Annotated in this window: 18 protein-coding genes and 1 pseudogene; 8 read left to right on the forward strand and 11 right to left on the reverse strand. The window is 63.8% G+C overall.

Translation table 11 applies throughout. The features are described from left to right. Window positions 1-181: 181 nt before the first annotated feature. Window positions 182-2,353, reverse strand: a complete 2,172-nt coding sequence (locus tag QFZ54_RS04665) for a TonB-dependent siderophore receptor (protein ID WP_307084873.1) — start codon at window positions 2,351-2,353, stop codon at window positions 182-184. Window positions 2,354-2,847: 494 nt separating this feature from the next. On the opposite strand from QFZ54_RS04665, the gene QFZ54_RS04670 reads away from it, so the two are divergent. Further along, window positions 2,848-4,041 carry an alkaline phosphatase gene (locus QFZ54_RS04670; protein WP_307084874.1) on the forward strand — a complete coding sequence of 398 codons (1,194 nt, stop codon included), beginning with the start codon at window positions 2,848-2,850 and terminating at the stop codon, window positions 4,039-4,041. A gap of 93 nt (window positions 4,042-4,134) precedes the next feature. Here QFZ54_RS04670 and QFZ54_RS20355 read toward each other — a convergent pair whose 3' ends face one another. Next, window positions 4,135-4,395 carry a DUF6440 family protein gene (locus tag QFZ54_RS20355; RefSeq protein ID WP_373458442.1) on the reverse strand — a complete coding sequence of 87 codons (261 nt, stop codon included), beginning with the start codon at window positions 4,393-4,395 and terminating at the stop codon, window positions 4,135-4,137. Window positions 4,396-4,555: 160 nt separating this feature from the next. Then, a complete protein-coding gene (locus QFZ54_RS04675; protein ID WP_307084877.1) occupies window positions 4,556-4,717 on the reverse strand; it encodes a hypothetical protein in 162 nt (53 codons plus the stop codon). 260 nt (window positions 4,718-4,977) lie between these two features. Here QFZ54_RS04675 and QFZ54_RS04680 point away from each other — a divergent pair, with 260 nt between their 5' ends. The 3 genes from QFZ54_RS04680 to QFZ54_RS04690 all read left to right on the forward strand — a co-directional run bounded on the left by QFZ54_RS04680 (window position 4,978) and on the right by QFZ54_RS04690 (window position 8,484). Continuing rightward, complete coding sequence (locus QFZ54_RS04680; protein WP_307084878.1) at window positions 4,978-5,235, forward strand: hypothetical protein; 258 nt, start codon at window positions 4,978-4,980, stop codon at window positions 5,233-5,235. Between the two features lie 283 nt (window positions 5,236-5,518). Further along, a complete protein-coding gene (locus QFZ54_RS04685; protein ID WP_307084880.1) occupies window positions 5,519-7,279 on the forward strand; it encodes a sensor domain-containing diguanylate cyclase in 1,761 nt (586 codons plus the stop codon). A gap of 89 nt (window positions 7,280-7,368) precedes the next feature. After that, window positions 7,369-8,484 (forward strand): Gfo/Idh/MocA family protein, encoded by a 1,116-nt coding sequence (locus QFZ54_RS04690; protein ID WP_307084881.1) that lies wholly within the window; start codon window positions 7,369-7,371, stop codon window positions 8,482-8,484. 144 nt (window positions 8,485-8,628) lie between these two features. Here QFZ54_RS04690 and QFZ54_RS04695 read toward each other — a convergent pair. After that, a pseudogene (locus QFZ54_RS04695) lies at window positions 8,629-9,084 on the reverse strand (peptide-methionine (S)-S-oxide reductase); the annotation flags it as partial. A 183-nt stretch (window positions 9,085-9,267) separates the two neighbouring features. On the opposite strand from QFZ54_RS04695, the gene dinB reads away from it, so the two are divergent. Both dinB and QFZ54_RS04705 read left to right on the forward strand, forming a co-directional pair. Next, window positions 9,268-10,362 carry a DNA polymerase IV gene (dinB, locus tag QFZ54_RS04700; RefSeq protein WP_307084883.1) on the forward strand — a complete coding sequence of 365 codons (1,095 nt, stop codon included), beginning with the start codon at window positions 9,268-9,270 and terminating at the stop codon, window positions 10,360-10,362. Continuing rightward, window positions 10,359-10,940 (forward strand): alpha-ketoglutarate-dependent dioxygenase AlkB, encoded by a 582-nt coding sequence (locus QFZ54_RS04705; protein ID WP_307084885.1) that lies wholly within the window; start codon window positions 10,359-10,361, stop codon window positions 10,938-10,940. Before dinB ends, QFZ54_RS04705 begins: the two co-directional genes overlap by 4 nt. A gap of 43 nt (window positions 10,941-10,983) precedes the next feature. On the opposite strand, the gene QFZ54_RS04710 is transcribed toward QFZ54_RS04705, so the two are convergent. From QFZ54_RS04710 to QFZ54_RS04720, 3 genes are all read right to left on the reverse strand, one after another. Beyond that, window positions 10,984-12,228: an epoxide hydrolase family protein gene (locus QFZ54_RS04710; protein ID WP_307084887.1), complete on the reverse strand. Its 1,245-nt coding sequence runs from the start codon at window positions 12,226-12,228 to the stop codon at window positions 10,984-10,986. Between the two features lie 162 nt (window positions 12,229-12,390). Beyond that, complete coding sequence (locus QFZ54_RS04715; protein WP_307084889.1) at window positions 12,391-12,777, reverse strand: hypothetical protein; 387 nt, start codon at window positions 12,775-12,777, stop codon at window positions 12,391-12,393. 53 nt (window positions 12,778-12,830) lie between these two features. Then, on the reverse strand, window positions 12,831-14,636 hold the full coding sequence (locus QFZ54_RS04720; RefSeq protein ID WP_307084890.1) for a DUF885 domain-containing protein: 1,806 nt from the start codon (window positions 14,634-14,636) through the stop codon (window positions 12,831-12,833). A gap of 113 nt (window positions 14,637-14,749) precedes the next feature. Here QFZ54_RS04720 and QFZ54_RS04725 point away from each other — a divergent pair, with 113 nt between their 5' ends. Together QFZ54_RS04725 and QFZ54_RS04730 are read left to right on the forward strand one after the other, a co-directional pair. Continuing rightward, complete coding sequence (locus QFZ54_RS04725; protein ID WP_307084893.1) at window positions 14,750-15,550, forward strand: hypothetical protein; 801 nt, start codon at window positions 14,750-14,752, stop codon at window positions 15,548-15,550. 194 nt (window positions 15,551-15,744) lie between these two features. Further along, window positions 15,745-17,031 (forward strand): glycoside hydrolase family 130 protein, encoded by a 1,287-nt coding sequence (locus QFZ54_RS04730; RefSeq protein ID WP_307089267.1) that lies wholly within the window; start codon window positions 15,745-15,747, stop codon window positions 17,029-17,031. Window positions 17,032-17,064: 33 nt separating this feature from the next. Here the strand turns inward: QFZ54_RS04730 and QFZ54_RS04735 are convergent, their stop codons facing one another. From QFZ54_RS04735 to QFZ54_RS04750, 4 genes are all read right to left on the reverse strand, one after another. Continuing rightward, a complete protein-coding gene (locus QFZ54_RS04735; RefSeq protein WP_307084895.1) occupies window positions 17,065-17,418 on the reverse strand; it encodes a lysozyme inhibitor LprI family protein in 354 nt (117 codons plus the stop codon). Window positions 17,419-17,692: 274 nt separating this feature from the next. Continuing rightward, a complete protein-coding gene (locus QFZ54_RS04740) occupies window positions 17,693-19,120 on the reverse strand; it encodes a DUF885 family protein (RefSeq protein ID WP_307084897.1) in 1,428 nt (475 codons plus the stop codon). A 61-nt stretch (window positions 19,121-19,181) separates the two neighbouring features. Then, complete coding sequence (locus QFZ54_RS04745) at window positions 19,182-23,009, reverse strand: LamG-like jellyroll fold domain-containing protein (protein ID WP_307084899.1); 3,828 nt, start codon at window positions 23,007-23,009, stop codon at window positions 19,182-19,184. Between the two features lie 73 nt (window positions 23,010-23,082). Next, on the reverse strand, window positions 23,083-24,393 hold the full coding sequence (locus QFZ54_RS04750) for an MFS transporter (RefSeq protein ID WP_307084901.1): 1,311 nt from the start codon (window positions 24,391-24,393) through the stop codon (window positions 23,083-23,085). Window positions 24,394-24,416: the final 23 nt, after the last annotated feature.

Genomic DNA, 24,416 nt, shown 5'->3' on the forward strand with positions numbered 1-24,416 from the left:
TCGGCTGTGGGTGCCGACATCGGCGCCGGACTAGCGAGCATGGCCTAGCGAGCATGTAAGTATAGACTGGCGAAGATGGTTCTCCGCTGAGCCCATCAATAAGTTTTGCCACTCGACGCGCGGGAGCGAGGAACGCCTGGACCTAGATCCGTGCGTTCCTCGCCCCGTGATCGCGCAGCCCTCAGTACCGTACGCTGATCGTACCCATCACCGAGCGCGGGGCGCCGTAATAGCCGCCGTCGAAATTCGTCGCAGTCAGGTACTTCGTGTTGGTGACGTTGCGAAGATTGACCGCAGCGGAGATCTGCGGCGTGATGCTGTACGCCGCCAGCAGGTCGAACAATGCGTAGTTGCCCTGCCGGCCCAGCCCGGTCGGCGAGATGATGCGGCTCTGGTACTGCGCGGCAGCGCCCAGCTTGAGGGCGGGCAGCATCGGCAACGTATAGCTGAGATTCAGCCGTCCGGTATTGCGCGCGACATAGCGGCGCACCGGGTTGCCCTCGGGATCCTCGATCCGCATGACCGTGTAGCCGCCGGTCATCTGCAGACCCGGTGCGATCTGGCCGCCGACGTCGATCTCGACGCCTTCCGACTGTGCGTCGATCCCGACATAATAGGTGCGGGTGACGTTGTTCTCGACGACGATGCCCGCCGCCTCGGCGGTGTTGTTCTGTCTCGTCTTGAACACCGCGACCGTCGCGTTCAACCGGCCGGCGAACCAGTCGCCCTTGATCCCCAGTTCGAGGTTTTCACCCTCGATCGGATCGATGATGCGCCGGTTGAGATCGAGCAGTTGGTTCTGCGGATTGAAGATCGTCGCGTAGCTGCCGTAGACGCTGAGGTTGCGCGTCACGTCGACCGTCGCGCCCGCAAAGGGCAGGAAGCGGGTGGCATCGAAATCGGTGTTCGTGCCGTAGGAGAAGCCCGTGCTCTTGGCATGGGTCACGTTGCCGCCGAACATCACCTTCACCGCGTCGCCAGGGTTGAAGCGAATGAGGCCATAGGCCGTCTCTCGTCGTGTGTGCGTGTTCTGGCTCGAAGCCGGCGCACTGGAGAACTCCGTCGGGAAGTTGGGCAGCGGGAAGTTGCCGGCGAACAGGTCGGGATAGGGTAGGTACGTCCCGATCGTGCTGTCGTCGTAGCTCGACTGCTGGATATATTCCTGCGCGCTGCGGTTCACGCCGATGTTGATCTCGTGCTCGCGACCCAGGAACGTCACGGGACCGGCGATATAGGCCTCCATCGTCAGGTTGCGCGTGGTTGCACGGAACTTGCCGGGGTAGCTCTGGATCCCGACCTGGAAGCCGGTCGCGGGATCGATACCGATGCCGTCCGCGTCGTTCCGCAGCGGGTTGCCGTAAACGTAGAACAGCGTGTTGTTTTCATCAGTTGCGCGACGGATCGCGCTGGCGCGGGCGACCCAGCCGTTGCCGAAGCGGTGCGTGATGTCGCCGAAGATCTGGCGATCGATGACATTCCAGCTCGACCAGTCGGGGGCGACGTTCGACGAGCGTGCGAAGTCCAGCGGCGTGCCGTCGCTGTAGGTGATCGGGATCGCGCCCCACATCGCGCCGCGGCTCTTGTGGTCCTGATGGCCGTAACCTGCGCTGACCGTGGTGTTGGCACCCAGATCCGCCTCGACGATACCGTAACCGACCCAGCGGCGCAGGCCGTAGCGGTCGAGATGGCTGTCACCGTCCTGATACGCGCCGACTGCGCGCGCGCGGACGCTGCCGTCCTTGGTGATCGGCACGCTCACATCGGCCTCGCCGCGATATTGATCGAACGAGCCATATTGTCCGCTCGCGCGCAACTGAAGATCCTTGGTCGGACGCTTGCGGATGAAGTTGACCACCGCCGACGGGTTGCCGGTCGAGGATAGCAGGCCGGGCGCGCCGCGTACGACTTCGATATGATCGTAGAAGGCGGTGTCGATCGAGCCGGTCTGGATGCCGAACGCGAACGGCACGCCGATGCCGTCGACCTGGAACGTCTGGATGTCGAAGCCGCGGGCGGAGAAATAGACGCGGTCGGTCTCGCCGGCTTGCACGTTGATGCCCGGTACCGTGGCAAGCAGCGTGTTGACGTCGTTGAGCTGGAAATCCTCGATCTGCGCGCGCGTGACGACGCTGACCGACTGCGGTGTCTGGCGCAGCGTCAGGTTGAGGCGCGTCGCGGTGGTCTGGCCGGGGATCGTGTAGTCGCTGCTACCCTCGGTCCGCGCGCCGGTGACGACGATCTCGTCGTTCGACTGGCTCGTCCGTTGCGCGGGGTCGGCGACGGGATCGGGCAGGGCGACCGGCGCCGCGTTTGGATTGGCTGCGGTCATCATAACAGCGAGTAAGGCGGACATTCGTTTTCCCCAGGAACCTTTCGCGGCCTCATGAATGGTCTCAATGCCTAATGCAAGTCACTATCAACAGCAGCAAGCTTGGCGGCTCAGGCAGGATCTGAGCGGGTCGCGTGGCGCGCCCGTCATCGAACGCCTCGGTGTCACATCGCTGGCAGCATTGGTTTCGCTAATCGGGCCGACGAGCGCCGGTGCCACCGGACTGACCCGAAACCGTAACTCTCCTGCCACGAAACCCAATTAAGGAAGCCGGTCTGCCATAAAGGGTCGGACGTCGTCGTATAATGCAGGAGTTACGTGCGTTCTTGGTGCACGCATTTCATTGGTGCTGGCGGAGGCTTTCACGTCCTCGCGCAAGCCTAGGAAGTTATCCCGTCATCTTCCGCTGAACCGCCGTCTCAAGCTTTGAAAACACACAGGACGGAGGCGGACGGCGGCTCCAACATCGGCCGTTACTCCGTAGCCAGATCTTTCGCTATTGAACGAGGACACATTACATGAAGACCAATCTGGTGAAGCTTCGGCGTGCCGGTCAGCTAACTGCCGCAGCGCGTATCCGTCGCACTGGCCTGGCGATCGGTGGGCTTATGGCCGGGTGCGCCATGATAATAAGCCCCGCCGCTACCGACGCGCAGGTCAAGGAACCGGCGAAGCGCGCGCGCAACGTCATCGTGTTCCTGGGCGACGCCGGCGGCGTGTCCACGATCAATGCCGCGGGGATCCTCGCCAACGATCGCGCGCAGTCGCTGTTCATTCAGTCGATGCCCAATGTCGCGCTGTCCGATACCTCGTCGCTGAACAACTGGGTTACCGATTCCGGCGCGGGAATGACCGCGATCATGACAGGGCGCAAAACCAACAATGCGATGGTCTCGGTCGTCCCCGATGCGCAGGGTGGTGGCGTGACGCCGGTGAAGACGCTGCTCGAATATGCCGAGCAATACGGGCTTTCCACCGGCGTCGTCACCAACATGAACATCTGGGACGCCACCCCGGCGGCGACCTACGCGCATGTCGCGTCGCGCAAGGACAAGGACGATATCTTCCGTCAGATGCTAGCGCCGCGCTTCGGCAACGGCGTCGACATCCTGATCGGCAAGGGGCGCGCGGATGCCATCGCATCGTTCGGCGCTCGCCAGACCACCGCCGACCAGGCCTTTACTACCGCCGGCTACCGTTTCGGTGAGGATCCCGCGCTCGTCCGGCAGGCGAACCGAGCGGTTGTCCTGCGCGACACCGATTTCGCGCCGCTTCCCGCGGTCGAGGCGACGATCGGCCAGCTCGCGCGCAACCCCAAGGGCTATTTCCTGATGGTCGAGTGGGACATGCACACCGACGATCCCAAGAAGGGGCTGCGCCACGTCATCGAGATGGACGACATGATCCGCCGCGTCAGCGCAATCGCGGGCAAGGACACGCTGATCCTATTCACCGCCGATCACAGCTTCGGCCTGCGCATGGGCGGCGGCAAGCGCGGAACGCCCCTCGCAGAGCAGTTCGCTGCCGAAGCCGCAAAACCAGGTGCGACGCCGGCCACGAACGAGATCATCAGCGTTCAGGATGGTCACACCGGCGAGGAGGTCATCGCGGCTGCCTCCGGTCCAGGATCGGAGAATGTCCGGGGCTTCCTGACCAATACGCGTTTGTTCGATATCATGATGGGCGCATTCGGGTGGAAGCCGGACAAGTGAACTAATTGCCGCGGCAACTCGGCCGAATCCGAATGTCGGCCGCTGAAGGGAAATAGTGCAGGGTTCGTTCTGTTGGACGGTGACTGGCGAGGATCACGATCCGCACATGGGGCGGCCCTCCATAGTAAGGCGGGGAGTTATACCTCCCCGTCGCCGTCGCTCCCAAAGCAGATACTGACACCCTGTTTCCGGGTCGCGCCAGACGCGCACCTCCTCGCCACCCGATTGATTACCCCGAAGATTGCCTTCGACGGTCACTGTCCTGATCGGTGCGGATTGTGATGACGAGCTCAGTTTGTCACAGCCTGAAACCAACATCGCACCAGCGATACAGCAAACCGCATTAAGTCGCATTGCCTTACCGCCTCCACCAACGTCGACATGAGCTGTGATCCAAGCTCATTCGTATATGGCGTGACGTCAAGCATGTTCGAAGCGAACACGACAACGCGGGCATCCCGCCGATGCACTGGCAGGATACGCCCGGTCTTCGGTGTTCTGGAATACGCCGGTTCTAGGTGAGCGAAGACTTCCGTTTTGGAGCGTTTTGCCCTTCGGTGCTCGGCGTATCCTTGTTCAGCGTATCGCTCGGGCGTCTCGCATCCCCGTCGTTCTGGTGTTCCGTCGACAGGTTCGGTTTTTTGGTGGTCGTGGTCGGCTTGATCGCATCGGTCATCATCGCTCTCCTCATCGCAGCAACCGGCGAAATCGCGCGGTGTTCCACATCGCCGATCCGCTCTAACGGTCGAACTTGCCCAATCGTCCGTTTGCGGCGTTTAGTGGCTGAACTGTGGGCGTTGGTAACATCAGGGGCGACGAGCTTTGAACAGGCATGACGAGGCAACTGCGCTGGCGCGTAGCGTTTTCGAGTTGCGCCGTATGCGTGCGGATCACCTACCCCAGGCCGTGCTTTCCGAGACCGCCTGGAATATCTTGTTGGCGCTTTTCGTGGCGGATGCCGATGGACGTCGGATGACCGGACGCGACGTGCTCGAAGTTGCCGAAGCCCCAACGTCCGCCGGCAGCCGTTGGATCATGGTGTTGCACGGGGAAGACCTGGTCAACGGCGACGGACAGGGCAACCTCGACGACGTGATAGGCCTGACCGCGAAGGGCATATCGGCCGTCGAAGCATGCATGGTCGATGCGCAGAAGTTTCTTCAGGCCCGGTTGTCGCGATCCGCTGCGAATTGACCGTAAACCACTAAGATCTCTTATATTAAAGGACCAGCAGCTACTCGGCCAGTTCATATGGTAGTGGCATCGACGATTTGGGTAGATCATGGCCTTTACAGGAAATGTTTCGCATTCTGGTAAAGATCAACGGTTCGCAACGCGTTGATTTTCGGTAGGAGAGCCGGGCGGGCAGGGTGTTTCGCCCGGATAGTTTGGAACATGTGTTGGCGATGACGGCGAACGATCTGGCGGGTGAGCTACTCGCGCGCCTGAGCCCTGCATCGGCCGGGCGCTCGCTGCTGTGAAAGCCTTTCGCCTGCTTGAAATGCGGATCTACGGGGTTGCGGGTCTTACGGCCCTGGCTGCGCTCTTGCTCGGGCTGATGATGCTCGAGAGCAGCGCCCACTCCAGGCAGGCATTCGACTGGGTCAGCCATTCGCAGGAGGTCATCATCAGCCTGGATGGGATCGAGAGCCGGGTCACCCAGGCAGAATCCCGATTGCGCGGCTATCTGATGACGAGGGATACAAGCTACATCGCCGGTTTCGACGGCGATCTGGTCGAAGCCAGGATCCTGGCCGTCAGACTGAAGAACCTGGTCACCGATAACCCGGTCCAGCGTGCTCGCGCCACGCGACTGGCGCAACTGACCGACGAGAAGGCGCTCGTCATGTCGGCTGCCGAGCAACGCACGTTGGCAAACCCGACCACCAGCATCCCAAATCCGAAGGAACGGCTGCGCGGCCGCATCCTCATGACGGCCCTGAAGCAACAGGTCGACGCGATGCGGATGGAGGAACGCCAGCTTCTGTCGCGCCGGGCCGCCCAGGCTCAAACGAAGGTCGCGGAATCCAAGGCGTTGCTGCTCTATGGGTTTCCGCTGCTGGTGCTGCTGATCGGTGGGATCGCCTGGTTCGTTCGTATCAGTATTTCGCGCCCTCTTGCCGACCTCCTCGATGTCGTCACGCGTTTCGGGGCCGGCGATCGCGATGCCCGTGCCGACACCAACGTGAGCAGTATCGAGTTCAGGCGCTTGGCATCGGCCTATAACGAGATGGCAGACCGACTAGGCACGATCAACGACCGCCAGGAAACGCGACAGCAGTCGGTCCAGGTCTTGAGCGAGATGTCGCAACGGCTCCAGGCGATCCAGAACGACGGCGAATTGTCGGAAGTTCTCGACTGCTTCCTGCCACAAGTGATGCCGGGTCTCTCCGGCGCGCTGTACCTGCACAACCACTCGCGCAACATGCTGATCAGGACGGCAAGCTGGGGCGATCCCCAAGCGAGGCCGGAGACGTTTCAACCCGGCAACTGCTGGGCACTCCGACGCGGGCAAACCCATTCCGTCGACGCATCGGGTACCGACCTCATCTGTCCTCATGCGGCGGGACCGGACCCCGTCGTGCGATGTTGCGAGCCGTTGCTCGCCGGCGGCGAGGTGCTCGGGTTGCTCTACGTCGAAGGGGTCATCGCCGACGAAAACCGCTTCCGCATCGGTATGCTCAAGGAAAGCGTTGCCCTCGCACTGGTCAACGACAACCTTCGTTCCCGCCTTCGCGAGCAGTCGATCCGCGATCCGCTCACCAAGCTGTTCAATCGACGCTATATGGAAGAGGCGCTGGCGCTGGAGACCGCGCGTGCCAAGCGAGGCAGGACGCCGCTGTCGATCATCATGTGCGATATCGACCATTTCAAGCGGTTCAACGACAGCCATGGGCACGAGGCCGGGGATCGACTGCTTGCTGCCGTCGCTGCCCTTATCCAATCGCAGTTTCGCGACGGCGACATCGTGTGCCGCTACGGCGGCGAAGAGTTCATGGTGATCGCCCCCGGCGCGCCGTCGAGCCTCATCCAAAACCGGGCGGAAGCGCTTCGTGTCGCCCTGCGGGACCTGACGGTAGAGTGTAACGGACGCAGGCTGGGCCCCGTGACGATGTCCTTCGGCATCGGCAGCTGGTCCGCCGACGATGCCGGGTCCTTGGGCGCCATGGTAAGCGAGGCGGATCGCGCTCTGTTCGAAGCCAAGCGGCTAGGCCGCGATCGCGTTCAACTCGCGTAGCTCAATCGCGTACCGGTGATCGCGCAAACGCAACGATCGCGGGCGCTCTTCGTTGTCTGGCATCCCAAGCTCTACATCGAAGGACCGATATGTTCGGGCATAAGAAGAAGGTGCGGTACGCCGTCGTCGGCGGTGGCCAGATCTCTCAGCAGGCATTCATGCCGGGTATCGGACGCACGGACAATTCCGAGCTGACCGCGCTCGTGACCGGCGATCCGGTGAAGGCGGACAAGCTCGCTAAGCTCTATGGCATCAAGGCATGGTCGTACGAGCAATATGGCGAGCTGCTGCAATCCGGCGAGATCGACGCGGTCTATGTCGCGACGCCGAATTTCCTGCATCTGCAATACGCGGTGCCCGCCCTGGAAGCCGGCATCCACATCCTGCTCGAAAAGCCGATGGCGTCCAGCGTTGCCGAAGCCGAGCAGATCATCGCGGCACAGAAGAAGGGCGGGGCGAAACTGATGATCGCGTACCGGCTTCATAACGAGCCCGGTACCGTCGAGATGATAACCCGGGCGCGGGCCGGCGAGTTCGGCGAACTGCGCAGCTTCGTGTCTGTGTTCGCGCAGAACGTGGCGGAAGCCAATTCCCGCGGGCACAACGGCTATTGGGGTGGCCCCGTGCCGGACATGGGCACGTACCCGCTCAACGCGGTCCGCAACCTGTTCGGTCAGGAGCCGATCGCCGTCCACGCGGTGGGTGCGAAGACGCCCGAGCGCGGGTTCAACTTCCATGACACCGTAGCCGTCACGTTGCGCTTCCCGAACGAGCGAACGGCACAGTTCACCGTCAGCTACGCTACGGCCTCGTCGGAATTCTTCGAGCTCGTCGGAACGGAGGCCAGCATCCACGCATCGCCGGCCTTCATGTTCGGTCCGAAGGTCGGCATTTCCTATGTCGAGAAGACGAGTGCCGGCAGCAAGGAACACAGCTTCGATCCGGTCGAACAGTTCGGCAACGAGACTCAGTATTTCTCGAACTGTATCCTGAACGACCTCCAGCCGGAAGCCGACGGCGAAGAGGGGTTGCTCGACATGCGCGTGCTGGCGGCGATCGAGCGGTCGCTCGAGACGGGTGAAACCGTGACGCTCGACCCTATGACGCGCACCCGTCACGTAGAGCCGGATCAAGCGCTGAAGCTGAAGCCTGCAAAGGAGCCGTCCGAGGAAGACATGATCAGCATCATCCCGCAGTCGGCGTGATCGACCGGCATCCATCTTCCTGACGACGATATTGGGTCGTGAGGGATGGATGCCGTCTAACTTTTAGCCAGCGAGGTGTCTTAGTGCCGGTACAGCGTCACCGCCGGCCAAACTCGCGCTTCGGCGATTAACGGGACGTACGGCCTAAGGTTCACAATCCGCGGGACTGGGAACCGCTATCTCCGAAAAATGCTCACGGATATATTGGAGCTTGGGATCGATGTACCGGCGGCAGAACGGCCTTTCCGGATCGGTTCGATAGTAGTTCTGGTAGCGTGCGTCGGATGGTTTGAAGCCGACTAGAGAAAGTACGGTCGTCCGGGCAATCTCGTCTTGAGCGAGTGCGAACTGGGCGATCGACTTCGCAGCTTCAGAATGCTGACCGGGATCGAAGACATAGATCGCACTGCGATACCTGCCGTCCGGCGAGTAGGTTCCTACCGCCGAATGCGTCCTGAGGTGGACTTCGACCAGCACGGGCAAGGTGATGATCGCCGGGTCGAAATGGACGATTACCCCTTCCGCCCAGGCGTCGGACGGTGCCTCGGACCGGATGAAGCCCTGGTCTACCTGGGCGACCCCTTTCAAGCTCTGAAAGACCCCCTCGGTGCACTAATGGCACCCACCACCAAACCCGATCTTTTCCACTGACAAACTCCTGTCACGGCTTAACACGCTCCATCCGGCCGACGCAGTGCCGAAGCGCTCTCAACCTTCAAATTACGTTCGAGCGGAGTCTCATTGCATGTTCCCTATTCGTTCGTTTAGCGGTAAGGCGCGCTTATGGTCGATGGGCATATCCGAAAGATCATTCATGTCGACATGGATGCCTTCTTTGCGTCCGTGGAGCAGCGGGACAACCCGGCGCTGCGAGGCCTGCCGGTCGCCGTTGGTCATGCCGGCGCCCGGGGTGTCGTGGCGGCTGCCAGCTACGAAGCGCGGGACTATGGGGTAAAGTCCGCCTTGCCCTCGGTCACGGCGCTACGGCGCTGTCCGAATCTGATATTCGTGCCGCCCCGCTTCGACGTTTATCAGCAGGTGTCGCGTCAGATCCATGCGGTGTTTGCGCGCTACTCCGACCTGGTCCAGCCATTGTCGCTCGACGAGGCCTATCTCGACGTTACCGACAACAAGGCGGGGCTTCCAACTGCCTGGATGACCGCCAAGGCGATCCGCGCGGAGATATTCCGCGAAACCGGGCTGACGGCATCGGCGGGTATCTCGTACAATAAATTCCTCGCCAAGATCGCCTCCGATCACCGCAAGCCGAACGGCCAGTTCGCCGTCACGCCAGAGATGGGGCCTGCATGGGTCGAGACGCTGCCGGTCGCCCGGTTCTACGGCGTTGGTCCGGTGACCGCAGCCAAAATGAAGCGGCTCGGGATCGAGACGGGGGCGGATCTTCGCGCTCAGTCGCTGGACTTCCTACGGCGCCATTTCGGGAGTTCTGCCGAGTGGTATTACGGCATTGCTAGGGCACGTGACGGGCGATCGGTCAGTGCCGACCGGGTCCGCAAGTCGTCCGGTTCGGAAACGACCTTCGACCGCGATCTCACCGACGAGGGCGAGATCGAAGCCGGCGTATCGAGCATGGCCGACGATGTGTGGGGCTGGTGCGAACGGCGTCAGGCGTTCGGGCGGACGGTCACCGTCAAAATCAAATATGCAGATTTCCAGCAGATCACGCGCAGCCGCAGCCAGCCGACGGTCGTGATGACCCGGGAGGATTTGCAACGTGCCTCCCTCGACCTCGTACGGTCGGTATTTCCGTCCCAAAAAGCAATCAGGCTCGTCGGCGTGACGGTGTCGAACTTTGCCGATGTACCGGAGTTGCAACGCGAGGAACTGCCGATCTTCGCCGCGGTCATGGGGGCATGATGCTCGACCTGTTCGGTACGCCGGTCCTGCCCGGACTGCACACGATGCCCGATATCGTCGACCGGGACGAGGAGCGGATGCTGATCGAGCGGATCGATGCGACGGATCCGACGCCGTTCAAGTTCCAGGGCTGGACCGGCAAGCGCCTGACGACCTCATTTGGCTGGGCGTATGATTTCGAGGCGGGACGGCCGGTTGCGGCGGAGCCTATGCCCGACTGGCTGTTGCCGATCAGGGACCGGGCGGCGCGTTTCGCACGGCTGGACCCGCTGCTCCTGATCCAGGCGTTGCTGATACGGTACGACCCGGGTGCGGGCATCGGCTGGCATCGCGACCGTCCAGTGTATGAAGACGTGATCGGGATTTCGCTCGGCGAGCCCGCGACCATGCGCTTCAGACGTCGACGGGAGGTCGGCTTCGAACGGGCGTCGGCTCCGCTCGTCCCGCGCGCCGCCTATCACCTCAGCGGTCCCGTCCGGCATGATTGGGAACACAGCATCGTCGAAATGGACCGACCGCGATGGTCGATCACATTCCGTAGTCTGTCCGCGATCGGCCGAAAGACATTGCCTCGGTAACGCGAGTTGCCATTTCAGGCCGCGGCAATGACTCTGAGCCTCTTCATTCCCAATCGCCGCGTTTCGCCGCGAGGCGGGTACACAGGGCGGCTACCCCCAGCGTCGCTGCGACGATCCCCGTCACGCGGAACGCGGTGGACGGGTGTGAAGTCTTCGCCATCGCCCGCTTGTGGCCAAAGAACTTTCGCATGTCGGCCAGCAGCAACTCCGGCTGTTCCAGTGCCGCAAAATGGCCGCCAGCCTCCATCTCCGTCCATTGAACGATGTCGTAGGTCTTGCGAGCTTGCGAACGCGGTGGGGGCGGGAACACCGGATCGGCGAACGCCGCGACGGCGGTCGGGACCTTGATCCGCGTGCCCTTGGGGAACTTGCCCGATCCCTCGAGCACACGACCGCGATACATCCACGTCGACGTCACGAACGATCCCTCGACCAGATACAGCATGATGGTGTTCAGGAGCACATCTTCGTCGAACGCTTGCCAGAGATCAGGCCTGCCGTGTTCGTCCCTAGGCACGTCGGCCCACGCGCCGAACTTCTCGAGGATCCATGCCGCCACCCCGACGGGGCTGTCCGACATGGCGATACCCAACGTCTGCGGGCGCGTTCCCTGCTCCTGCGAATAGCCCGTTTCCTCCTTTGCCAGTTCGGCCCGTCGAGTGGCCCAGGCAAGCTCGGCAGGCGCTTTCGGGGTGGCATCTTCGGCTTGGATCAGCAGCATGTTGAGGTGAAGCGCGGCCACCGCCCGGGGATGGCCATATGCCATCCACGCGCCGATCGCTGCGCCCCAGTCGCCGCCCTGGATCAGATAGCGCCCCCCACCGAACAGCTCGACCATAAGGTCATGCATTAACTCCGCGGTCTGTCGCGGTCCGATCGGGGAGGCGGGCTTTCCCGAGAACGCGTAACCCGGAAGCGAGGGAACGACGACATCGTGACCATCGGCGACGAGCGGCGCGATTAGCGTTTCGAACTCGAGGAACGAGCTCGGCCAACCGTGCAGCAGCAATAGAGGCAATCGGGATCCGTCCCCGCGCACATGGACGAAGTGGAGACGCTGCCCGCGTACGTCTGCGGTAAACTGAGGGAAGGCATTCATGCGCCGTTCCTGAGCTCGCCAATCGTACCGCGTTTGCCAATAGTCGACGAGCCGCTTGAGATCGGCGAGACCGACGCCGGATTGCCAGCCCCCTGCATCCGGGACTGCCCCCCAGTCGAACGCCGCTACCTTCGCGCGAATGGAGGCAAGGCGTTCGTCCGGAACGGCGATGGTAAAGGGTTTCGGCATGTCGGCGTCCTGCTCCGCTTCGAGAAGTGTCTCCCCAGCCGGGATTACCCAGCCGGGAGTACGCGCTCAACGCATCCAGGGTGATCGCGTTCACCCCCGGACGTGATGCCAATGAAAGATCGAGCCAGCCTGCGCCCATCAACCTACTGCCGACATCGCGCGTTATTCGGAACGACGATCGGCCGGACGCTCCTTGCCGTTCAAGGCACGCTTCGCCTCGAATACCGCGTCCGCGGCCTGGCCTCCGACCCGGTCGACATCCCGATCGAACTGGCTGACGACGCGAGGCGCAGTCAGCCCGTCCAACCCTTTGCGCAGCATGCGTTGGTAGTCTGCGCGGGTATCCGCCTTGGCGAAGGTTCGCGCCTTGAACTCGGATAGCGCCGCCTCGAACTTCAGCCGGTCCTTTGGCCCGAGGTCGGCCTTCGCCGCGCTCAACGTTCGACTGAACGTCTCCGCATTTGCTCCATCGATGACGGTCGGCTCCTTCGATCCGTAGCCGCACGCGCATACCATGAGGCACGCACCGAGCAGGAGTATCGATCGCATATGACTTCCTTTGGTAAGCACTAAGGTTACTGGATCTCCGATATCATATCGGCTTACGACATCTGCTTGCGCGCCACTTGCTCCAAGACCGCCAGCGGCATGGCACCCATCGCCAGTATCTGGTGGAAAGCCTTCGGGTCCCAGTTCGCGCCGGCCTTGCGCTTTGCCTCGTCTCGCAACTTCACCCAGACGGTATGCCCGATCTTGTAGCTGCAGGCCTGTCCCGGCCAGACCGTGTAACGGTCGATCTCGCCCTGGCTGCGACCGCGAGCGATGCCCGTGGTTGCGATCAGATAGTCGGTCGCCTTCTCGCGGCTCCAGCGTTTGGCGTGCATGCCGGAGTCGACCACGAGGCGGGTGGCGCGAAACAACAACGACTGGAGGTATCCGACCTGACCTAGCGGATTGCCGTCGTACATGCCCATCTCGTCCGCCAGTTGCTCGGCGTACAATGCCCAGCCTTCGGAATAACCGGAGTAGAAGCCGCGGCGGCGAATGAGGGGGATGTTCTCGCTTTCCAGCGCCGACATGACCTGAAGATGATGCCCCGGCACCGCTTCGTGGTAGCTCAGCGTTCCCAGCCCGAACTTGGGGCGATCGAACGTGTCGCGCAAGTTGATGAAGTAGATGGCCGGTCGCGATCCATCGAGGGACGCGGACTGGTAGTAGCCGCCCGGCGCACCGGCCTGGATCGCCTCGGGGACTCGACGGACTTCGACGGGCGCCTTCGGTAGAACGGGAAACTGCTCGGGCAGGCGCTTCGTCATCGCCGTGATCTGGCCGCGCAGTTGCTCCAGCAGCGCGTCTCGGCCTGCATCGGTGTTCGGATAGAGTTGATCGGGACGCTTGTTCAGCGCCACCAGTCGTTCGCCGACGCTGCCCTGGGTCAGTCCTTGCCGCTTCAGGATGCCATCGATGCGGGCACCGATCTCCGCCACCTGTGCCAGGCCGAGCTTGTGGATATCGTCGCCGGTCATCTCGACCGTGGTCGCCGCACTCGCCGCAGCCGCGTAATAGGCATCGCCGTCAGGCAGACGCCAGACCCCGGCATCGTGCACCGCGCGTCCGCGCAATTCCGTGACCAGCGCCCGTTGCCGATCCAGCGCGGGATACACCTGCTCGCCCAGCAGCTTCGCCACGGTCGCGGCACGTTCTGGCGGTAGATTGGCAGCCTTCAGCTTGGCGGCGAGGTCCGTCACGATACCCGAGGCGTCAGGCGCTTTGTCCCGCACCGACGCAAGCTGCTTGAGCGTGGTATCCAGGATGTAGTCGGGAGCGAATACGCCCTTGGCGGCGTCTTCGCGCTGACGTTCGGTTTCGACGTCGATTGCGCCAGCGAACGCCCGCACGCGAGCGACATAGGCGTCGGCATCCGAGGCGTTCGCGATCCTGTGCTGGTTGGCGAGAAAGTCCGGCACGTCGCGATAGGCACCGGTCAACTGCGTCAGGACATACGGTGCGTACCGGCCCGCGCTGGTGCCAAATGCATAGCGCTCTCCTGCTATCACCCGGTCCAGGCCATATTTCACGACATCATAGTCGAGCTGCGCCGCTTCGCTCAACGCATCGCGGCGTACGGTTTTCAGGGAGGCCAGTTCCTGCCTCGCCCGCGCGAACTGTCGCGCCTGACCAGCCCGCGACGTGTCGTCGAGTCTCGACTTCAATGACGCCCGCGGCCCCGTGTCGAGGCCAAGCGACGTCGCCTGCTCGGGGCTGTCGTCCAGTCGCGCGTAGAAGAAGCGATCGAGCATGGCACGAAAATCATCCTCGCGCCCCCTTGCGGCTGCGTAGGCGATGCCAGGCAAGGCTACGGATGCGGACAAGAGGCTGGTGGATGCAAGAAATTGACGGCGATGCATAAACGCTCCCGATGATGGATCGCCATCATCTACCGCACCCCCCGCCAGACCATAACCAGTTTCTGATGCGGCGCGGCCGGTCGCAAGTGGCCTGCTGCATCGTGCGATGAGGAATGGACCTGATTGGCAAGAACCGCCATCCTGTCCGAATGAACGAAGATACCGGTCAGTCCGAGCCGATCAGCTACCGCGTGCGCAACGTCGCGGCCGGCTTTGCCGATATCGGGCTTACCCACGCCGAAGACTTGCTTCGCCGGATGTCGCCCGAGGGACGCGAACAAGCGCGCCGTGAACGCGAGGCGAAAGCGCGGCGGCAGCGGCGCCTGATGGTCCGGTTGATCCTGGCGGCCATAGCATCGTTGATGGCTTGGGCGCTGCTCGCCGCCATCGCATCCGTCGGCGTCGCGACCGCCATCGCCGCGGCCCTGATGCTGATGTTGACCACGCTGGTCTTCGTCCGCGCCACGCCTCGCGCACCGGGGCGGGAGGCCTTGGCACAAGCAACACTCCCTAACCTGGCGGAGCACACCGTCGTCTGGCTCGCCGCGCAACGCCGTGGCATGCCGCAAGCCGCCCTTCATCTCACCGATGCGATGAGTCGCCGGTTCGATGATCTGGCACCACGCCTCGACAGGTTGGACCCACGCAGCCCTGCGGCGGCGTCGATCCGCAAGCTGGTTGCGGTAGAACTACCGAGTTTGGTCGAGAGTTGGCGCGCGGTGCCGATTTCTGCACGACGTGAACCTCACGCCGACGGCCGCACGCCCGACGATCACCTGGTAAACGGTCTGCAACTGATCGACTCGGAGCTTGCTCGGGCGAATACCTTGCTGCAGCAAAGCACCCTCGACGAAATTGCCGTGCAGGGGCGGTATCTGGAACTGAAGTATACCGAGGAAAGCCGGTTTATCTGACGGGGCTGGTCGAATCCATCGGCGTCGCCTGTCGCCCAACGCAGCGGTTTCTGGATCAAAACCGACGTCCTCCACCGCCGGAAGCGTGAGGCTAAACCGTTAGCCTGTCGCCAGAATGGATCGCGACCGGCTCAGTATCGTTAGCTCTTCGACGCGAGCTTCCGTTCGCGACTGTATCCGAGGGGCCGATGCCGATGAATGCTGCCGATGTCTTCACGACGCTCGACGTCGAATTGAAGCCCGATCCATCACGCACCGTGATCCGGCCGTTCAGCTTCGGCTACCCGCCAGCGTTCGAGGCGGATCACCCACCGCGCAGCGAGGTCGTCGTGGACCGCATTCGTGCGCTGGACGATACGATGCGCGAACGGATGCGCGACCTGTTGCTGACCCCGATGCGGGAACGCCATCGCAACGTCGAGCAGGTGTTGCTTCGCCGCTTCGAAGAGGTGCGAGAGGACATAGGGGAGGGCGAGGTCGACGACGACGAGCGGCTTCTGATCGGCGCCTATTTCAGTCAGGAATATGCGTTCGAGTCGGCGGCGCTGTTCAATCCGAGTATCGTCGCACTGAGCGACGAGGAGCCCTCGGTTCCCGGTGCGATACGCTTCGTCATGTCGCTGCGAGGGATCGGCGAGGGACATATTTCGTCGATCACGTTTCGGACCGGTGAATGGGGTCCGGGCGATCGACTGGTGATCGACCCGCCGAGCGCTCACGGCGTACCGCCCCAAATCGAACGCCAGACCGATGGCTGGGTCCGCCTGCTATGCGAAGACAGCCAGGACGCGTCGGAAACCGTCATCTTCCCGGTCCTGCCCAGCCAGCGCCAGGGTATCGAGGATCTCCGGCTGGTCAACTTCACCGATCACGACGGCGTCCGCAGCGTCATCGGTACGTACACCGCCTTCGACGGCAAGGATGCACGGCAGGAGATCCTGCGCGGCATCGACCTGCGCACGGTCGAGATGAGACCGCTGGCCGGAGCGATGACGGGATATAAGGGCATGGCACTGTTCCCCCGGCGGATCGATAACCAGTTCGTGATGCTGGGTCGGCAGGACAGCGAGAACATCTGGTTGCTGCGGTCGGACGACCTCTACACGTGGGAAACCGGGGCGCCGATCATGGCGCCGAAATATCCCTGGGAATTCGTCCAGTTGGGCAATTGCGGGTCGCCGATCGAGATCGACGAGGGCTGGCTCGTCTTCACGCACGGCGTCGGCATGGTCCGCGGATATTGCATCGGTGCCTGTCTGCTCGACAAGGACGATCCGTCCAAGGTGCTGGCGCGCACGGCTTCGCCCTTGCTGTTCCCGAGCGCGGAACAACGCGGCGGCTATGTGCCGAACGTGACCTATAGCTGTGGCGCGTTGATCCGGGATCGTCGCATATTGCTGCCGTACGCGATCGGCGACGAATTCTCGGCGTTCGCGGTGGGCGACGTCGACGATCTGTTGGCGGTCATGGAGCCGGGTTGATCCGCGGGACGCAGGCCACGGCTCTTCGACGCATCAGCGAAAGCGCGCGAGCCAGGCGGTGCGTCGATCGGTCTGCTTCGTCAGGCAAGCCGGATGGTTCAGCCGTTCGATCGTGCCGGCGCCATTGCTCCGGTCGAGTGGACAGGCACTGTCGCGCTGCCTGATCCAGCCGCGCTGCGACGTTCGCAATGCCGCTTGGCGCCTTGCAGGCAGCCGCTTCATCGTCGCACGGTAGGTTGCGTTCAGCCGTGCGTCCGCGCGCCGATAGTCCGCTCCGAAACACGCCGCAATCGCTACGGTCACGCCGCGCGCCGCATCGCCGGTGTTCAAGCAGCGGTCGAGTTCAGGCGAGGTAGCAAGAGCGAAAGCCAAGGCAAGGGTAAGCATCAGGGTTCTCCGTTGGCGGCATGACGCCGCGATCGCCTACTTCTTAGCCTCGTCCTTCGGGATGCCGCTATAGGTCGGAGGCGTTGCAGAATTTGCCTGCTCGTTCCCGGTCTCGAACGAATTGGGTCGCTTGCCCTCCTTGCAACCGGTCAGGACAGCGAACATGACGAGTATGAGAATGCGGATATGATATTCCAGTGAAGAACGCGTAAGCTCGGGGATCGACTATCCGCGCCGTAGCACAAAGACGGCGGCCTGACGCTCAAAGTGTCCGTTAAATTCTCCTACGCCCGTAGGCCACCATCTCGTGATTATACGGGATCGACGGTGTGTCATGGCCGTTATCGGCGATCGTGAGCCAAGCCATGGCTTCGGCGACACGCGAGGCGGGTTCGAGGGGAATGCGCGCGAGCTCGACGTCGAAAGGGGCGAAATATGCCGGTTTGCCCTGCCATTCGATCAAGCGCTCGCGGGAATGGTCGATCGACCAGCCGTGGAGGTGAACACCCAGATCGACGAGCGCGCGGGATACGCGAAAGAGCAGCCAGTGGATGTGCCCAAGTTCGTCGTGCGGATCGGCATAGGCACCGGCCCGTTCCGCGAGTTGCTCGGCGTAGATGCCCCAGCCTTCGACGAACGCAGAGGCATAGTCGATCCGGAGCGGGTGGGGCGGGGTGGCGCTTTCTAGGCCGAGCTGGATCATGTGACCGGGGAGCAATTCATGCGCGACGACGCTTGGGAGAGTCCAGCGGGGGCGGCGGCGGATGTCCTTCAAATCGACGACATACGCGCCCGGTCGGGTCGGCGTGGGCAATTCACGATACCCGCCGCGGCCGCTGCCGATCTCCTGGTGGGATAGCGGGCGGGCTGTTGCGTTCAAGGACCATTGCGGGAGATCGCCGAACATCGCCCGGATACGGCTGCGGGCGGTGGCGAGCATCCGGTTCATGTCGGCGATTGCCTCCGCATGGCCGGCATCGCTGTCGTTGTAGAGGAAGCGATCGTCGCGCCAGAGTTTGCCGTAACGCTCTGCGATCGCACCCTTGGGCGCACCGACCTGATCGAACAGCCTCGCCGCGCGGGCGTGGAGGCGGTTCAGTTCGGCGAATAGGCGGCGTTCGGCATAGGGCGGCGTCATGGTGCCGAGCGAGCGTTGGAGTTGCAGAGCGTACCAGTCCGCGCCGCCCCGTAGCCGGCCGACGCCGGGGGCGGAAGGCGCGATGTCTCGCAGGCCTTCGAGCGTCGATATCTGGCGGTCGATCGCGGGGTTCTCGGGAGCGGTACGGAGCGCGTCTACGGTGCGGTCGAGGGATAGGCGGGGGAGAATGATTCCGGCCTCGGCGTCCGCTAGGATTGCAGCAGTGTCGGCGTCGATCTTGGCGGGATCGAGGCGTGCGGCCTTCCATGCGCCGGTCGTCGGCGTGACGCGGTAGGGGCTGCGCCCGGTGCGGCCGAACGCGGACCGTGCGATGGCGGCGTCGATCGTGAGACCGGCGCGGGCAGTGGTCAGGTCGAGACGGTCGGTGGGTTGCAGGCCCTCTGCGTTGAAGGGTGCTAGCAGGCGGAGCGCTTCGTCAGGGTCGGTGGCGGCGGCTGCATCAAGGGCTTGGCGCAAGGGCGTGATCGACTGGGCGCGAACATTCGCGGGGACGAAGGCTGACGAAACTAGCCCGGCGAGCACATTTCTGCGGCTTGGAGTCATTCTCGCCCCCTCCGTTCGGGTTGGGCGAAGTCGAGAGGGATGTTGCGAGAAACAATGCTCATTAGCGGGGCAGCGGGATGCGATTGTTGGCCTGCGTGATCTCGGGTTCTTCACCGGTCAGCGCGACGTGGACGGCCAGCGTTGCGGGATCGATGCGGGCCGGGATCGCCAGCTTCACGGTAGTGGTCCTTGGCCGTAGGTCGAGCGGGGCGGCTAGCGGCGGGATGCTCGTGGTTGCCACCACCTTGCCCGTCAAGTCGACCAGATCCGCATGACCGCCCTTCGCGTCCCTTGCACCGAGACTGTGGACGGTGACGCCGACATTGCGCCCCTTCACGACGACATCGTCGGTACCGATGCCGAGGTCCGCGCGCTCGTCTACCGGGGTTCCCGCTTCGACCAAGTCGAAGTCGAACACCGTCGTGCCCGGTGCGAACGTCACGTCCGTATGCGCGCTGCGTTCGAGCGCCATCGACTGCGCGCCACCGATCGGTGTGAGTGTCTTGCCGCCATCCGAACTGCTCGACGCCTGCATCGACCAGCGGCCTGCGGTGACGGTCCAGGTGGACATCGTCGCGCGCTGGGCGTGGTCAGTGGTGTTGTAGGCGATGACGCGGAACTTCGTCGGCGTGGCGCCCGGGAGCAGGATCGCGACGCGCTCGGCTGCGCCCGGTTCGGCGAAGCGCCAACTCACCGTATTACCAGGCCAGCTCTGGTTGCGGCGCAACGCTACGCCACCCAGGCGTTCGCGTTGGAGGATCTCACTCGGCTGGTCGACGCGGTCGCTCCACCAATGGCCCTCGGTATAGATGTCCATGTGCTGGGACTTGTCGGCGATCGCATCCGCGTGGAGCGCTTCCAGCGACGCGGTGTCGCCTGATGCAGCCCAAGCCGTGTAGCGGGCGAACGGGTCGTCTGACTTCCTCTCCGCCAGTTTCTTGCGCGCGGCGGCACCGCCGGGGAGTGCGTCGAAGGCGTTCTCGTTGAACTCGGCCAGCGCGCCGGGGCCGGCCTTGGCGAGGCGCGCCTCGATCGGGCGGAGGTATTTAGCGTCGCCGGTGTAGCGCCACGCCGCCCAGGTCGCCTGGAGCGACGTGGTGATGCCGCCGCCGTCGCCGACTCGCTCGGCATCGGTGCGCCAGTTGATCTCGTTGGGATAGCTCCAGCTGCCATCCGGAGCCTGCTTGCCGTGTGCCATCCAGCCGTCGATCACGCCGGTGACCAGGGCGCGGGCGAGCGGGTTGGCGTTGTAGAGGCCGACCAGCATCGGGCCGTGCATGACGGTGAAGGCATAGGGTTTCTGCCATTCCCATGCGCCCTCGCGGTACATCTTACGCCCGCCATACCAGTTGCTGGCGAAGTGCATGTGGCCGGCGGGGTTCTTGAGGATCACGGTCTGCAGGGCGCGGGTGTTGTCCATCAGGCGCTCGACGGCCTTGGGTTCGCCCCAGTTGAGATAGAGGCGTTCGGCGTTGCTGTTCAGGCCCTCTTCGTAGGCGTGGAGTTCGTCGGCGGTGATGTAGCCGAGGCCGTTCACGATCATGCCGTTCTTGTAGACCGCGTCCGACAGCGCGCGGAGCGAGGCGTTGATCTTGTCGGGCTCGACACCCATCAGCGCGAGGCCCGGCCATTGTTGAGTCAGGTCGGTATCGTCGGAGATGCCGCCGCCGAAATCGCCGTAGGGGACCTGGCGTTCGTCGATCCACCAGGTGACGAATTGGCGGACGCGCTTCAGATCTTCGAGTTGGCGGAAGGCCCAGAGGGGGACGCCTGCGGGAGCGACCGGCTGGACGAAGGCGGGCAGGTTCTCGGGGCGATAATTGATGTCGGCCCAGTAAGCGCGGGCGCGCGCGTTGTCGGGGTCGACGCGGAGCAGGTCGGAGATGTCGGCGAACAGGCGCTGGTAGAGGCCGGCGCGTTTGGACGCGGTATGTTCCTCGACGAGGAAGCCCCAATTGTCCTTCACCTGCGCCATGCGGTCGGCGATGTGCTCGGGCAGGGCGGCGGCGCGGGGTTTGAAGACGAGACGGATCTTGGCACCGTTCAGCGCGGTGGCGTCGAAGTCCGGGGCTGCGCTGGCGATCGTCAGATAGAGGCTGTCGTTGGGGAGAATGCGGTCGCGCAGGTCGAGCCAGAGCGTGCGCGCTTCGTTCGGGCGGACCGAGACGGAGAGGTCGATCATGTCGCGGCCCGGCCAGATCGGGTCCTTCACGCGGATGTTGAGGGGGATCAGGCCGGCGGCGTTGGGCTTGGCCTTCAGCGCGGGGATGTCGATTGCGATGCCGTCGAGGCCGTCGTTGAGGTTCTGCCAGCCGTAATCGAACGCGCGGGCGAGCGGGCGGTCTGGGAGCGCGTCGCCGAAGCTTGCCGGGATCAGGATGTGGACGATTGGGGCGGCATTCTCGTGGCGGACGGGGGCGCCGGATGCGCCGCCGGTGCCTGCGCCGACTGCGGCTTTCAGGCCGGCGGAGGGCATGGCGACGACGGTGCTGCGCTCGTCCGGTGCGAAGCGGCCGGCGATGTAGGCGTTGAGCGGGGCGAGGGCTGCGAGGTTGGGAGAGGCGGCGGCGTCGACGGTGTAGGAGAGCTTGAAGCTGCCGGCGGGTTCCGTGCCTGCGCCGACGTCATAGGCCCAGAGTTCCTGGATCGGTTGCTCCTGCATCGTGTTGGTGAAGCTGAGCGTGCCGCCGGTGCGCGGGGCAAACTGGTCGACGCTGCGGACTGTGCCTTGGGCGCGGGTGGCGATCAGGGTGGTCTTGGTGCCGTCGCTCCAGTCGAGCCGGCCGTATGCCGCGCCGCGGACCTCAACACGGTTGACGCGTTCGTTCGGCGGGATGGTCAGATCATAGCGCTTGCCGCCTTCGACATAGGTGTTCCAGTCGGGCAGCTGGAAATAGTCGTCGCGGCCGGGCAGGCGGGAGCGGTTGTAGACGCCCGGCCAGGTCGTCTCGGCGATGCCATCGACGCCCTTCCACATCCATTCCTTGAGGTCCTTCGCGTCGGCGAACTCGACTTTCCGCACGCGGGTGACGGGGGCGTCGAGCACGGGCGGGGCGGTCTTGTCCCAGCCGTAGCGATGGAGCCAGGCGGTGCGCTTTGCGGTGGGGTCGGTCGCGGGCGCGGGGGACGGTTCGCGCTTTTCGGCGAGCGCTGCGACGTCGGTGGCGGGGAGGATGCGGTCGTAGACGCGGATCTCGTCGAGGTCCGATCCGCGCATGAAGTTGTAACGGCTCTGGACCTGGTGCGGGGACATGACGCGGCTGGCCAGGCCGAACTGGTCTAGGCCGCTGTCGAGGTCGGCCTTCTGGTCCTTGCGCGCGACCAGCCTGCCGTCGATGTAGAGTTGCACGCCGACGGTTTCGTCCCAGGCGAAGGCGATGTGCGACCAGGCGTCGGCGGCTGGCGCTTGCGGGATCGTCCAGGAGACGCGGATGCGCGAAAGGTTCGCGTCGGTGACGAAGGCGTCGAAGCCGTGGCCGTTCCAGTCGATCCGGAGGAACGCCATGTCCCAGCTCGAATGGTCGGCGAACCCGGTGCGGAAGATCACGAAGGGGGCTTCGCCGAGAGGCGCGCGGGGGCGCCAGAAGAAGGCGAGCGTGCCGCGGTCCGCGCGGATGTTGCCGGGGGCTTTCCACGCGACATAGCCGTCGTCCGCCCAGCGCGCGGCGCCGCCGATCGCGCCATCCGGGGTGATGTCGACGCCGCTGCGAAAGTTGGGGACTGGGTCGCCGGTGGCGTAGTCGGCGGTGAGGCTCTTGTCGGCCGACGCGCGGAAGAGGAGGCCGGTGGCGTCCTGCGCGGCGGCGGGCGCGATGCTGGCGACGGCCAGCGCGAGGACGGACACCGTGGTGAAACGCTTCACTGTTCTCTCCTTGGGGCCAATCGGCATTGAGCGATTTGGCCAGGTGTTCGTCGTCCAAAGCTTGTTCTCCCGCCTTCGCGGGGAACAAGGGGGCGGGGGGTCAGCCAGCGTCCACTCTCGCCAGCCTTGGCGACAGCAGGTGCACGACGGCGATCGCGATCAGGTACGTGCTGCCGGCGACCGCGAAGATCAGCGTGTAGCTGCCCGTGGTCTGCAGGATGTAGCCGGTGAACTTCGCCATCATCATGCCGCCGATTGCCCCTACCGTGCCGCCGATCCCGACCACCGATCCCACCGCGCCACGCGGAAACATGTCCGAGGGGATCGTGTAGAGGTTCGCCGAGAACGCCTGATGCGCCGCCGTCGCCAGCCCCACGATCCCGACGGCCAGCCAGAGATTGTCGACGTATTGGGCGAAGAAGATCGGCATCACCAGGAACGCGCAGGCCAGCATCGTGACCTTCCGCGCGAAGTTGGCGGAGTAACCGCGCTTCATCAGCTTCGACGACGACCAGCCGCCGGCGACGCTGCCGAGATCGGACAACAGATAGATCGCGACGAGCGGCGGACCGAAGCTCTTGAGGTCTAGATGATAGGTCTTGGCAAGAAAATCGGGCGTCCAGAACAGGAACAGCCACCAGATCGGGTCGATCAGAAACTTGCCGAGCGCGTAGGCCCAGGTCTCGCGGTAGCCGAGCAGCTTGAGCCAACCGATCTTCTTCGCAGTGTCCGCCGGATCGCTCTCGATATGCGAGAGTTCGGCGGGCGAAAGCTTCGCCACTTCGCGCGGACGACGATAGATCGCGATCCATGCCACCAGCCAGATAAGGCTGATCGCGCCGGTGATGATGAACGCCATCCGCCAGCCGAACGCGATCGTGATGATCGGCACGATCAGCGGCGTGATGACCGCGCCGATGTTCGCACCCGCGTTGAACACCCCGGTCGCGAACGCACGTTCCTTGGCCGGAAACCACTCCGACACGGCCTTGATACCAGCCGGGAAGTTGCCGGCCTCCCCCAAGCCGAGCACGACGCGCGCCGCCGAGAACTGGAACGCGTTGCCCGCGAACCCGCACAGCGTATGCCCAAGCGTCCAGATCACGAATGCGACCGAATAGCCGATCCGCGCGCCGAGCACGTCGACGATCCGGCCGAAGCTAAGATAGCCGATCGCATAGGCCGCCTGGAACCAGAAGATCACGTCGGCGTAAGTCGTCTCGTTCCAGCCGAGTTCGGCGGAGATGGTAGGCTTCAGCACGCCGATCATCTGCCGATCGACGTAATTGATTGCCGTCGCGGCAAACAACAGGCTGCAGATCAGCCATCGATAGCGGCCGATATTGCCGCCTATGCCTGCGTCGCCGCTCCCGCTGGACGCGCCCACCTCCGGCATGTTGATGCTCGCCATTGGCCTCTCCTATCTAGTGCAGC

Source organism: Sphingomonas faeni (assembly GCF_030817315.1).
Lineage (GTDB): Bacteria > Pseudomonadota > Alphaproteobacteria > Sphingomonadales > Sphingomonadaceae > Sphingomonas > Sphingomonas faeni_C.

Coding starts and splice junctions, on each gene's coding strand:
- QFZ54_RS20355 (WP_373458442.1), bottom strand. CDS start 4,395: ATGCGACTTAATGCGGTTTGCTGTATCGCTGGTGCGATGTTGGTTTCA.
- QFZ54_RS04705 (WP_307084885.1), top strand. CDS start 10,359: ATGATGCTCGACCTGTTCGGTACGCCGGTCCTGCCCGGACTGCACACG.
- QFZ54_RS04675 (WP_307084877.1), bottom strand. CDS start 4,717: ATGACCGATGCGATCAAGCCGACCACGACCACCAAAAAACCGAACCTG.
- QFZ54_RS04745 (WP_307084899.1), bottom strand. CDS start 23,009: ATGCCGATTGGCCCCAAGGAGAGAACAGTGAAGCGTTTCACCACGGTG.
- QFZ54_RS04715 (WP_307084889.1), bottom strand. CDS start 12,777: ATGCGATCGATACTCCTGCTCGGTGCGTGCCTCATGGTATGCGCGTGC.
- QFZ54_RS04730 (WP_307089267.1), top strand. CDS start 15,745: ATGAATGCTGCCGATGTCTTCACGACGCTCGACGTCGAATTGAAGCCC.
- QFZ54_RS04735 (WP_307084895.1), bottom strand. CDS start 17,418: ATGCTTACCCTTGCCTTGGCTTTCGCTCTTGCTACCTCGCCTGAACTC.
- QFZ54_RS04710 (WP_307084887.1), bottom strand. CDS start 12,228: ATGCCGAAACCCTTTACCATCGCCGTTCCGGACGAACGCCTTGCCTCC.
- dinB (WP_307084883.1), top strand. CDS start 9,268: ATGGTCGATGGGCATATCCGAAAGATCATTCATGTCGACATGGATGCC.
- QFZ54_RS04665 (WP_307084873.1), bottom strand. CDS start 2,353: ATGTCCGCCTTACTCGCTGTTATGATGACCGCAGCCAATCCAAACGCG.
- QFZ54_RS04720 (WP_307084890.1), bottom strand. CDS start 14,636: ATGCATCGCCGTCAATTTCTTGCATCCACCAGCCTCTTGTCCGCATCC.
- QFZ54_RS04670 (WP_307084874.1), top strand. CDS start 2,848: ATGAAGACCAATCTGGTGAAGCTTCGGCGTGCCGGTCAGCTAACTGCC.
- QFZ54_RS04750 (WP_307084901.1), bottom strand. CDS start 24,393: ATGGCGAGCATCAACATGCCGGAGGTGGGCGCGTCCAGCGGGAGCGGC.
- QFZ54_RS04740 (WP_307084897.1), bottom strand. CDS start 19,120: ATGACTCCAAGCCGCAGAAATGTGCTCGCCGGGCTAGTTTCGTCAGCC.
- QFZ54_RS04690 (WP_307084881.1), top strand. CDS start 7,369: ATGTTCGGGCATAAGAAGAAGGTGCGGTACGCCGTCGTCGGCGGTGGC.
- QFZ54_RS04725 (WP_307084893.1), top strand. CDS start 14,750: ATGGACCTGATTGGCAAGAACCGCCATCCTGTCCGAATGAACGAAGAT.